Origin of the sequence: Citrobacter sp. RHB20-C16 (assembly GCF_013890155.1) — a bacterium.
GTDB lineage: Bacteria > Pseudomonadota > Gammaproteobacteria > Enterobacterales > Enterobacteriaceae > Citrobacter_A > Citrobacter_A amalonaticus.
Genome location: NZ_CP057630.1, coordinates 1,515,052 through 1,526,130, shown reverse-complemented (window position 1 = coordinate 1,526,130; position 11,079 = coordinate 1,515,052). Strand labels below are relative to the sequence as shown.

Sequence of the window (11,079 nt, the reverse complement as noted above, 5' to 3'; positions counted from 1 at the left end):
ATTGTATTAGCTCAGACCTGATCTGACAGTTACCGGTTATTTATACAGGTATCTGTCAGATTACATCTGGTTTAAGTTTTTCTCAGCCCAGATGCGTTTTCCATCAAGTAATGTTTCCACTGGCGTCCGGCCACAGCACATTTTCCCTGATGAGTTCGCTCTTTATTATAGTGAGCCAGCCATTCATCAAGATCCGATTGTAATGAAGCAAGATCACCATATAACTTTTTGCGGAACGTTACCTGATAAAACTCGTTCAGGATCGTTTTATGGAACCGCTCGCATATACCATTGGTTTGCGGTGACATTGCCTTCGTTTTCGTATACTCAATGTCATTTATCGCCAGATAAAGCTGGTAATCGTGCTGCTCCACTTTACCGCAGTATTCGGTGCCTCTGTCAGTATCCTCAGCATCGGCAGGCCATGAGACTCATAAAACGGGCAGTACACGATCATTCAGTAAATCAGCCGCTGTAATCGGCGTTTTAGTGACATAGAGCTTGCAGTGGGCCACTTTCGAGTACGTATCAACGGACGTCTGCTTATAGATACGCCCGACGCCTTTCAGATTGCCCACATAGAACGTGTCCTGTGACCCCAAATAACCCGGATGAGCGGTTTCAATCTCACCACAGGCCTCGTCATCGCTGGCTTTACGTTCCAGCGCGGCGATCTGGCTGTCGGTCAGTTCAATACCATGGCGGGCCATTTTCTCTTCCAGCGCATGCAGGCGTTTTTTGAAGTTCTCAAGGTTATGGCGTAACCAGACGGAACGGACACCACTGCCGGAGATAAAACGCCCTGTTTACGTAACTCGTTACTGGTCCGGTGCTGACCGTGAGCCAGGAATTCGACAGCATAATCAACAACGCTCGCTCAGTGGCCTCATCGGTACGGTTCTTTAGGTTAGGAGCACGACGGCTACGATTTAGCAGTGCATCCACGCCACCTTCATCGGCCAGTTCGCGATAACGGTAAAATGTATCGCGCGAGACGCCCATGATTTTGCAGGCTTTCGACACGTTACTGAGTTCTTCAGCCAGATTGAGCAAACCGGCTTTGTGTTTGATGACGGGATTGGTAGTATGAAGCATGAGAGTTACCTCGTGTTTTGTATAAGGATTCGACACCCATATCAAAACCGGTAACTCTCAACCTTTCAAGGCCATGTGTCAGATCAAGTCGCGACTAATACAACTTACTTTTGTGAGAACTGATACTATTGAGTCAGCGCTGTCGGTTGCTTAACTCTGCAGCATGAATGCTGAGGTCAGTTATTTGCGACCTTTTAGACTCATAATCCGTACGTACAAATCCGTACGTACAGCACGTACTACGATCTGTACAACTTTATCAATTTTAATTAGTTTCATGAATTATTCGCAGTCGTAAACTTTAACGCCAAATAAGCTCTTACACTTTCCTCATATAATATTCACCTTATAATATAATATAATCTTCAGATACCTTAATTAGAATTGCTATGCCATTATGAAGCCAGACACTCATGTCATCAATATAATCAATGCCGTTTCCGACACTTCTCGCATTTTGCATGCCCGGGAGCGGCAAATCATATCTCTCGGACACCATGCCGAATCGATGACTTTTGTATTACATAAAGGCACGGTAAGTGTTTACCGTAGCCACGACCAACTGCTACTTAAGCATCTTAAAGCACCTATGATTGTTGGCATGAACTCGTTAATGAATACGAATGCTGATTTCTTCTACAAAGCCAACGGGGAAATCCTTTTCGAAATCATTCCGACATTACACGTAATGAATGTCATTGCGGAGAAAAACCTTTGGCTGGACGCATCCTATACCTATATGTATGCCATAGATAAACTTCTCGAAGCACATCGTACCTCTGCTGGCCTCTCAACCTACGAACTGATCCGCACCAATCTTATTGCATTGATGGCAGAGAAAGAAGAACTGCGTCTTGCGGTTAACGCGAGTGACTACATCCAGGAAAAAACGCATCTTTCGCGTAGCCGCGTGATGAAGATTTTGAGCGACTTGCGGCTGGGTGGCCATATCGAGATGGCGCGCGGTATTCTTACTAAGATCAATCGTCTTCCCGAACAGTACTGACCTGGCTCATTTGCATAATTTCCTTACAGCAGTCATCATAGGTCACTGTTTTGTAAAGGAGAGGTTATGCAGGAATTAATTACTCAGGTCGAGGATTTAGCGGGTATTGAAATGAATCACACCACCTCGCTGGTGATGATTTTCGGTATTATTTTTCTCACAGCCATCATTGTGCATATTATTTTGCACTGGGTGGTATTGCGCACCTTTGAAAGGCGCGCTGTTGCCAGCTCCCGTCTGTGGCTACAAATTATTACGCAGAATAAGTTATTTCACCGTCTGGCATTCACCCTGCAGGGTATTATCGTCAATATTCAGTCCGCACTGTGGTTGCAAAAAGGCAGCGAAGCCGCAGAGATTCTTACTGTCTGCGCACAATTGTGGATCATGATATATGCCCTGCTTTCATTATTTTCGTTACTCGATGTCATATTAAATCTGGCGCAAAAGTTCCCCTCTGCCTCTCAGCTTCCTCTCAAGGGGATATTTCAGGGTATAAAACTCATCGGCGCGATTATTGTCGGTATATTAATGATATCGCTATTAATCGGCCAATCGCCCGCGATTCTGATTAGCGGCCTGGGCGCAATGGCCGCCGTGCTGATGTTGGTATTTAAAGACCCGATTCTGGGGCTGGTTGCGGGCATTCAGCTTTCTGCTAACGACATGCTGAAACTGGGTGACTGGCTGGAGATGCCGAAATACGGTGCTGATGGCGCGGTCATTGATATTGGTCTGACGACGGTGAAAGTCCGCAACTGGGACAATACTATCACTACGATTCCGACCTGGTCGCTGGTCTCTGATTCGTTTAAAAACTGGAGCGGCATGTCGGCATCAGGTGGTCGGCGCATTAAACGCAGTATCAATATTGACGCCACCAGTATTCATTTTCTGGATGATGATGAAAAGCAGCAACTGTATAAAGCGCGCCTGCTGAAACCTTATCTGGAGACGCGCCATCAGGAGATAGATGAATGGAATCAACAACTGGATGCGCCGGAATCGGTATTGAACCATCGGCGGATGACCAATATTGGGACTTTTCGCGCCTACCTGAATGAATATCTGCGCAACCATCCACGCATTCGCAAAGATATGACCTTAATGGTACGTCAGCTGGCGCCAGACGATCACGGTCTCCCCCTCGAAATTTATGCTTTTACCAACACCGTCGTCTGGCTGGAATATGAAAGCATTCAGGCCGATATTTTCGACCATATTTTTGCTGTCGTAGACGAGTTTGGATTGCGCATTCACCAGTCACCTACGGGCAACGATATTCGCTCGCTGGCGGGAGTATTTCAACGATAACGCAAAAGCGCCGATCTCATTACGCGAATGAGATCGGCTTCCTCTCAGCGTACTTTGCGAGAAAGTTTAAACGCAACAAACAGGAAGATGACCCATACCGGCAGCAACATGGCTGACAAACGCATGTCGTCGATGGTGCACATCAGCACAAGGATCATCGCCAGGAAGGCGATGCAGATATAGTTTCCTGCCGGGTAGAGCAACGCTTTGAACTGGGTATCACGCCCTTTGCGACGCATCGCGGCACGAAAACGCAGATGCGCCAGACAAATCATGATCCAGTTCAACAGCAGCGTCGCCACCACCAATGCCATCAGCAGACCGAAGGCCTCTTTCGGCAGCAGGTAGTTGATGAGCACCACCAGCGAAGTGATCGCACCAGAGAGCAGTAATGAATTCACCGGCACGCCACGACGGCTGACACGGGTCAGAAACTTCGGTGCATTGCCCTGGACTGATAGACCAAACAGCATACGGCTGTTGGAGTAAACGCCGCTGTTATAAACCGACAAGGATGCCACCAGAATCACGAAGTTCAGCGCTGAAGCCACGACGTTACTGTTCAGATCGTGGAAAATCATCACGAACGGGCTGCTGTCGGATTTCACTTCCACCCACGGGTAGAGCGCCAGCAAAACCACCAGCGAACCGATGTAGAACAGCAGGATACGGTACACCACCTGATTAACCGCTTTCGGAATGCTTTTGTGCGGGTCACGCGCTTCCGCTGCGGTGATGCCGATAAGTTCCAGCCCACCGAAGGAGAACATGATCACCGCCAGCGACAGAATCAGCCCTTTCCAGCCCGTCGCCAGAAAACCACCATGCTGCCACAGATTATCGATGGTCGCCCGCTCACCGCCGTTCCCCGAGAACAGCAGCCATAAACCAAAGCCGATCATGCCGATGATCGCCAGCACTTTGATGAGCGCAAACCAGAATTCGGTTTCACCGTACAGACGGACGTTCACCAGGTTGACGGCGTTAATGATGATAAAGAAGGACGCGGCCCAGACCCAGGTGGGAACCTCGGGTAACCAGTACTGCATGTAGATACCGGCGGCCGTCAGTTCAGCCATCCCGACCAGCACAAACATGACCCAGTAGTTCCAGCCTGACAGGAAGCCCGCAAACGGTCCCCAGTATTTATAGGCAAAGTGAGCGAAGGAACCCGATACCGGCTCTTCGACAACCATTTCGCCGAGCTGGCGCATGATCAGAAAGGCAATAACCCCGGCGATGCCGTAACCCAGCAGCACCGCTGGACCCGCCATCTGAATCGCGGGCCCGATGCCGAGAAACAGCCCGGTACCAATCGCGCCACCCAGGGCGATTAATTGAATATGTCGATTTTGCAAACCACGTTGCAGCGTCGGACTCTGTTCCGACGACGCTTCAAAACGGCCGTTGTCTGAAGCGGATGACGCGTCTTTCACGCCCTACCCCTGTCTCTTTTTTAGAAGGGGCACGTTTTAACACTTCATGCTGGAGGTAGCAAGTTAAAGGCACTGGAATGGAGGGGGCATCCTTGCCCCTGATAACGAGGTGGAACTCAGAACTCGTAACCAACGGACACTTTAAAGGTGCGCGCTTCTCCCTGGGTGACGTACGTGCCGGAATCATCAACACTGGCCCAGTAGTTTTCGTTGGTAATGTTGTCGATGCCCGCGCGAACGGTCATCTGATTTTGGTTCTGGTTAAGCGCGAAGCGATAGCGCATACCCAGATCCAGAGTAGTGTAGCTGTCGAGCTTTTTGCTATTAGCCAGATCCGCATACTGAGAACCGGAATGGTTCACGCGCGCGGTAGCGGTCAGACCCTCAATCTGCTTGATGTCATACTCGGCACCCAGCACGGCGTAAAAATTCGGCACGCCGATCGCATCATTGCCCTGGTTCAAACCGTTGTTGGTTTTGGTCATCTCGGCTTGCAGCCAGGTGGCGCTGGCGTTCAGACGCATGCCCAGCATCGGTTCGCCGAAGACGTTCAGCTCAACGCCACGGTTACGCTGCTCGGCATCCAGACCATAATGTTTGGTTTCACTGTCAAGAATTGCCGATGGCATCTTGATCTCAAACAGCGCCAGCGAGCCGCCAACACGCCCGAAGTCTACCTTCACGCCCACTTCATTCTGCTTAGAATGGACGATACCGGTGCTCTGACCATAGTTGGTTGCCGTGTTGGGCGCTGTTTTACCCGGCTGTAACGCTTCGGTGTGGTTGGCATAGAAAGATATCTCTTCCCACGGCTTGTAGACGACGCCGTAAGTTGGCATCCAGCGGCTACCGTCAAAACCGTCGGCGGCGTTTTCCGCGCCGGTGATTTTGTCATAACCCCGAATCACCACTTTCTGATGACGTGCCCCGACGGTAAACAGCAGTGTGTCATCCAGCACGCCCAGCGTATCGCTCAGCAACCAGCCCTGAGTCCGGGTACGCCCGCTGGTCAACGGATCGCTGTAGTTACCGCCTTTACCATTCGAGTTAGTACTGGCCGGCGCGTCAACGCCACGGTTGTGATAGATGTTGGTATACGGGTTATCCGCCGCTTTAGACATCTTCCACGCGATTTTTTCGTTTTTGCTTTGTGCCGAGTAGCCAACGTTCACTTTGTGCGAGACAAAGCCGGTCGCGAAATTACCACGAATTCCCGCCATGCCGCTGACCGTGTCGCTGATGCGATTGGTATCAAGGCGACTGACGGTGGCCGTCCCGCTCTTATCCAACAGTTTCGGCGCGCTGTAGAGACCTTCCTCATGCGCGTGCTGTGCGCCAAGTGCTGTGTAGGCAGTCCAGTTGTCAGTGATGTCGTATTCGCTACGCCACATGCCGAACTCATTTTCAATGTCGCTATACGCCCATTTCTGCGAGAAGTTGCGGTCATTTTTTGGCGGCGTTGGAACGAAATCAACCGCAGAAATGTTGACGCTGGTTGGGCTGCCGTGGAAGGTTTTCTTCTGATAACCCACGTCCAGTGAGGTGCGGAAGTTATCGCCTCTGTAGTCCAGACCGGTGGAAAGCAGCGTAGTACGACGGCGATCGTCCTGAATCCGGGTTTCGCCTTCACGGTGGACCAGATTCACCCGCGCACCAAACTGATCGTTGTCGCCAAAGCGACGACCGGCATCCAGCGTGGTGCCAATCTGTGAATCCGACGTGTAGTCCACGCCGACTTTAGCCTGCGGGATGTCGCCTGCATGTTTCGGTTCAAGGTTGATCATCCCGCCGACGGCAGAACTCGCGGCGCCGTTCATCAGGGCGTTTGCCCCTTTGAAGATTTCGATGCGATCCACCATCTGCGCATCCACCACCTGACGCGGCAGAACACCAGACAGCCCGCCAAAGGTCATATCATCGCCATCAAATTTCAAACCACGAATTCGAAAGCTTTCCGCGCTGTTGCCGTAGCCCTGGACATACTGCACGCCCGCATCGTTTGCCACGACGTCGGCGATGGTTTTCGCCTGTTGATCTTCAACCAGTTTAGAGGTGTAGCTGATGACGTTGTACGGTACGTCCATCGCACTTTGTTGACCGAGCATGCCGAGTCTGCCGCCGTTGGCGACTTGTCCATCAAGAAACGCCGGCAGCGGCGTGTCGCCACCCGGTTTGAAATCATTTTGGGTTGTCGCCTGGACCACAATGGTGTCCTCCGCTTTTTTCGCGGTGTCTGCCGCCCAGGCCGAGCCAGAGATTGCGCCCATCGTCAGCGCCAGAATAGTTTTGGTGTTGTTCATGTGAATGCCATCAAAAAGAGTCAATGTGGCGGGGGACAACATCCGTCCCCCGACTGATTTTTATTATTTATTCAGCTCAATACGTACAACGCTGTCCGGCGCATTGGTTGAGTGGTCTTTATTAAATTTCTGTTTCACAGTGACATACAGCGTCTGGCCGTCAGCAGAGAGCAACAGGCTGTTTGGATTCGGCGGCAGGTCCCAGCTTTTTTTCACGCTGTAATCGCTCGCGTTGAGACTGAGCAGCTTCCCGGAATCACGCTGGGTGATGTAAATTTCGTTGCGTTTGGCGTTGAATGTCACCGCCAGAGAATCCCCAACGTCCAGTTGCTTCAGCACCTTGCCGGTGTGGATATCGAGCACCAGCGTGGTTTTCGCTTTGGCGTTATCGGTCACGAACAGACGTCCGGTTTGTGGGTCTTCCGCCATATTCAGCAGCAGCGCCGGCTTGTCGCCCAGCGGCTTCCAGCGTTTCTCAACGTGCTGGTTACGCGGGTTGATTACCAGGATTTCACCACCGCCATTCACGGCGTAGATGCGCTGGGTCGTTTCGGAGTAGTGCAGACCGGTCATCCATTTGCCCGTATTTTTAATGCGCGTTTTCAGCTTCAGCGTTTCGGCATCAACCACCCAGATCACCGCAGGATCGGCGACCGCGCCGATATACAGCAGGCCGTTATGCAGCAACACCTGACGAGCGCCATACGGGAAACCTTCCGCGTTCCGCTCAGGAAACAGGACGCGATTTTTAACTTTGCCATCCGCAGTGTTCAACGCGCTCAGGCCACCGTCCAGCGAGTTGGTGACGTACACCGTTTTGCCATCAGGCGAAATCGCCATACCAAAGTTTTTCAGATCCGTGTGGCTGCGACCGATCGTCTTAAGGGTTTTGGCATCCAGTTTGTAGATCACCCCGCCCTGAACATCTTTAAAGCCTTCGGCACTGGCGACATACAACGCGTCCCCGGCAGGATTTAATGCCATCTCATACAGGCCATCCGCCAGATCGCGTTTTAACGTATCGGTCGCCACCGCGGGCATCGCCGCTTTTTCAACGGTATTTGACGGTGTAGTAGCGGGCGTAGTGGTCGCGCAACCGCTTAATGCCGCCGCGATCAGCACGGCCAGCGCCGTAATATTTTTTTCCATCCTGGGTTCCTTACCAAAAAAGACACGCATTAAATAATAAAGAGAATGAGAACTATACTTATTCTCTTTTTCGAAGCAAGCGTCTTTCGCGCAAAAAATACCCTTAATGAAACAGAGGTTCGAATTGTGAGAGCGCAAACGAAAATGGCGAGTGAATGATAATTTCTGCGAATTATTCTGGACGAACAGGCCCCGCAGGCCACAGAATGCGATTTGCACTTTTTTTATATTTTTCAAACGAATGACTTAACCTAAATATCGTCATTCATGTGTCGGTCACGCCAGGCAACGGTGTCATGAATAAAATCATCAAACGACTCGAAATCATTAAAAGCGCCATCGAACTTGAGGATGAGGAGATCATCCAGCAGCAGCTTGTGCATCTGCAGCGGGAATCTGGCGATCCTGTAATAACGGCAATTGCCCAGGCTATCGAGACGCGCCGCTTCAGTGATGCAATGCGTGAAATTGCTACCTGGCTACAAAATCAGCGCGCCGTAACCAACTGGCAGGATCCGGCGATTGCCGCCAGCAAGCTGGAACTTAAGGCGCTGGAAAATCAGTTGCGTGAGCTGATTGACACCCGTAATACCCGCATTCAGATTCTGGATGAGTTTAACGACCAGTATCATCTGCGCCTCGGGCCATTAATGAGCCGTATTCTCGAGCTGCGTAAACAGCTCGCAGCCAGCGCCCTGCGTCGGCAGGAAGCAGAACGCAGACGTCGCGAGAAAGATTACCTCTCCTGTCAGCAGTACATCTCACTGGCGGTCGATCGGTTAGCCCAGCTTAAACAGCAATGGATGGGCATGGATTCAGCCTCTCGTGCCGCAGTCGACATCCGTCAGCGCATCCAACAGCAAACGGAGCTGATTACCGACCTGCTCGCCGAGATCCGTGAACTGGAAGCAGATTTTTCCCGCCAGGATGACAGCGACACACGGCAGGCACAGGAAGAGGCTGCGCATGAATATGAGGAGTATCAGGAACAGCAGCAGGATGCTCAGCACCGTTTCGCACGCGGTCAGCGCCTTTCACCGGATGAGCGTAATGAGCTTAAGCGCCTGTGGCGTCAGGCCAGCCGTTTGTGTCACCCGGACGTTGTCGCTGATGAACTGAAAGAGAAAGCGCACCAGATGATGGTGCAGCTCAATCTGGCGCGGCAAAACGCCGATCTGGCGGCCATTCGCGCCCTGCTCACTCAGTTGCAAAGCGGTCTGGAGCCAATGATGGCCAGCGACCGGTTGAACAATCTCGACCATCTGCGGCAGAAAATTCAGCAGTTGCGGATCCAGATTGATGCGCTGATAAAAGAGATCGCCGGGCTGGAAGCAGAAAATGCCTGGCGTCTGGCGACCTCGGTTCGCGATAAAGAAGCGTACTTTTCAGAACAAGAACGCGCGCTGGCTGAGCTTCGCGATACGCTGGAGACCCAGGTTAAACATGTTGAACAGGATCTGCTGGCAGGTTAAGTTTTTTTGTAACAAAAGGGTGGCGAAGGAGTGCTGGCCAGTTGCCCGCCCATAAACAGCACAAAAAATCAAAAATAACACTTAATAACGTTAACTGAAAAACTCATAGAGTTTAATTCCACATAAGCATCAATAACCCAGATTTATTCACTTAAAATACGTTAACCTCAAGAGCATTACGCAGAGGGAGTGTTTTTACGGTGACATTACCCAGGAATATTCTTAACTCACGATTCCGCACATCATCACGTTTATCCCCTACCTCCACACCGCATGCCTTTACCTCCGATGGTCTCCGCTATTTTTTAAGACTTTCCCGCAAACGCTCCATTATTTTCCCAGCCGTTTTCATCAATCCATAAGTGAAATCTATCAATCATTCTTCAGGAGGTGAAATAAACGATTTATCTTAAATTTTAACAAAGCGTAATATTTCAATTGAGAATAACCCCAATACAGGTTGTGGATTTAAACAGATTCCCAGACTGGGAAAGAACCCTTTTTTAAAATGTTAAAGAGGGGCAGGATGCTATTGCCGACTCAAGGAGAATTTAATGTCAAAAGCTATTTTTATGGGTGATGATTATTACACCTGGCTTGGCATGAAAAATATTCTGCGCGGCACATCACTCTATTATGGCATACAATATTATGCAACCAGTTCACCGCCCTCTTCTCTCCCGGTTGTTCAGAATAATGATTACCTCATTATTCATCCCGAAGAGACGGATATTCTGAAATACGCCAGCATCATTCGCCGTCTCTCCTCGCGTGCGTCATTGATGCTTTTTGTGCTGACGAATGTCGAAACCTTTGCGGTATTCCAGACCATTTGCGGCATGCAGATGCACTTTCTTGACCGCACATTGAGCCTTGACGCACTACACGGCCGGGTGATTCAACTCATCAACTGCAAGAACACAAGTGTGAACCGACCGCTGGATAATGCCATGAGCGTTAATGAATTTAACGTCATGATGATGTATTCCCGTGGCTGGTCACTGTCCAGAATTGCCACTATTGCGCATAAAAGCGAAAAAACTATCGGTACCTATAAAAGCAATATTGCCAAAAAGCTAGGGCACAACAACACCCATCTGAAATATATATTCTCCCACTATCGCTAACAACCTACTAAGGAAATACAACACGGACGACTGAGCATTAATTAAGACGTTATCAATCACTAAAAATTATTCCGCCCTGCGGAAGGGACTCCTGTTTTCGAAATTTGACAACCCAGGCCAACTCATCGTGAGCCACCCCTAACCACAAACGCAACGTGTCAACCAACTAAAAACAGAAAT

Annotated in this window: 7 protein-coding genes and 1 pseudogene; 4 read left to right on the top strand and 4 right to left on the bottom strand. The window is 50.3% G+C overall.

Going from position 1 to position 11,079, the window contains the following annotated elements; genetic code table 11:
* Positions 1-60: 60 nt before the first annotated feature.
* A pseudogene (locus HVX64_RS07320) lies at positions 61-1,095 on the bottom strand (IS481 family transposase).
* Positions 1,096-1,492: 397 nt separating this feature from the next.
* Between HVX64_RS07320 and HVX64_RS07315 the strand changes: the two are divergent.
* Together HVX64_RS07315 and HVX64_RS07310 are read left to right on the top strand one after the other, a co-directional pair.
* Positions 1,493-2,101, top strand: a complete 609-nt coding sequence (locus HVX64_RS07315; protein ID WP_082010066.1) for a helix-turn-helix domain-containing protein — start codon at positions 1,493-1,495, stop codon at positions 2,099-2,101.
* A 66-nt stretch (positions 2,102-2,167) separates the two neighbouring features.
* A complete protein-coding gene (locus tag HVX64_RS07310; protein ID WP_043001497.1) occupies positions 2,168-3,415 on the top strand; it encodes a mechanosensitive ion channel family protein in 1,248 nt (415 codons plus the stop codon).
* Positions 3,416-3,459: 44 nt separating this feature from the next.
* On the opposite strand, the gene pheP is transcribed toward HVX64_RS07310, so the two are convergent.
* From pheP to HVX64_RS07295, 3 genes are all read right to left on the bottom strand, one after another.
* Entirely contained in the window at positions 3,460-4,851 is a 1,392-nt protein-coding gene (gene pheP / locus HVX64_RS07305) for a phenylalanine transporter (RefSeq protein WP_043001498.1), read from the bottom strand.
* Positions 4,852-4,967: 116 nt separating this feature from the next.
* Positions 4,968-7,151, bottom strand: coding sequence for a TonB-dependent siderophore receptor (locus HVX64_RS07300; protein ID WP_181825371.1), 2,184 nt, complete (start codon positions 7,149-7,151; stop codon positions 4,968-4,970).
* 63 nt (positions 7,152-7,214) lie between these two features.
* A complete protein-coding gene (locus HVX64_RS07295) occupies positions 7,215-8,300 on the bottom strand; it encodes a YncE family protein (protein WP_044256678.1) in 1,086 nt (361 codons plus the stop codon).
* Between the two features lie 296 nt (positions 8,301-8,596).
* Between HVX64_RS07295 and HVX64_RS07290 the strand changes: the two genes are divergently transcribed.
* Both HVX64_RS07290 and HVX64_RS07285 read left to right on the top strand, forming a co-directional pair.
* Entirely contained in the window at positions 8,597-9,772 is a 1,176-nt protein-coding gene (locus tag HVX64_RS07290) for a DnaJ family molecular chaperone (RefSeq protein ID WP_181825370.1), read from the top strand.
* A gap of 554 nt (positions 9,773-10,326) precedes the next feature.
* A complete protein-coding gene (locus HVX64_RS07285; protein WP_044256682.1) occupies positions 10,327-10,899 on the top strand; it encodes a LuxR C-terminal-related transcriptional regulator in 573 nt (190 codons plus the stop codon).
* The last annotated feature ends 180 nt before the right edge of the window (positions 10,900-11,079 follow it).

Excerpts from the sequence above, each read along its gene's own strand:
- HVX64_RS07315 (WP_082010066.1), top strand. The coding sequence starts at position 1,493 with ATGAAGCCAGACACTCATGTCATCAATATAATCAATGCCGTTTCCGAC.
- HVX64_RS07310 (WP_043001497.1), top strand. The coding sequence starts at position 2,168 with ATGCAGGAATTAATTACTCAGGTCGAGGATTTAGCGGGTATTGAAATG.
- HVX64_RS07300 (WP_181825371.1), bottom strand. The coding sequence starts at position 7,151 with ATGAACAACACCAAAACTATTCTGGCGCTGACGATGGGCGCAATCTCT.
- HVX64_RS07295 (WP_044256678.1), bottom strand. The coding sequence starts at position 8,300 with ATGGAAAAAAATATTACGGCGCTGGCCGTGCTGATCGCGGCGGCATTA.
- HVX64_RS07290 (WP_181825370.1), top strand. The coding sequence starts at position 8,597 with ATGAATAAAATCATCAAACGACTCGAAATCATTAAAAGCGCCATCGAA.
- HVX64_RS07285 (WP_044256682.1), top strand. The coding sequence starts at position 10,327 with ATGTCAAAAGCTATTTTTATGGGTGATGATTATTACACCTGGCTTGGC.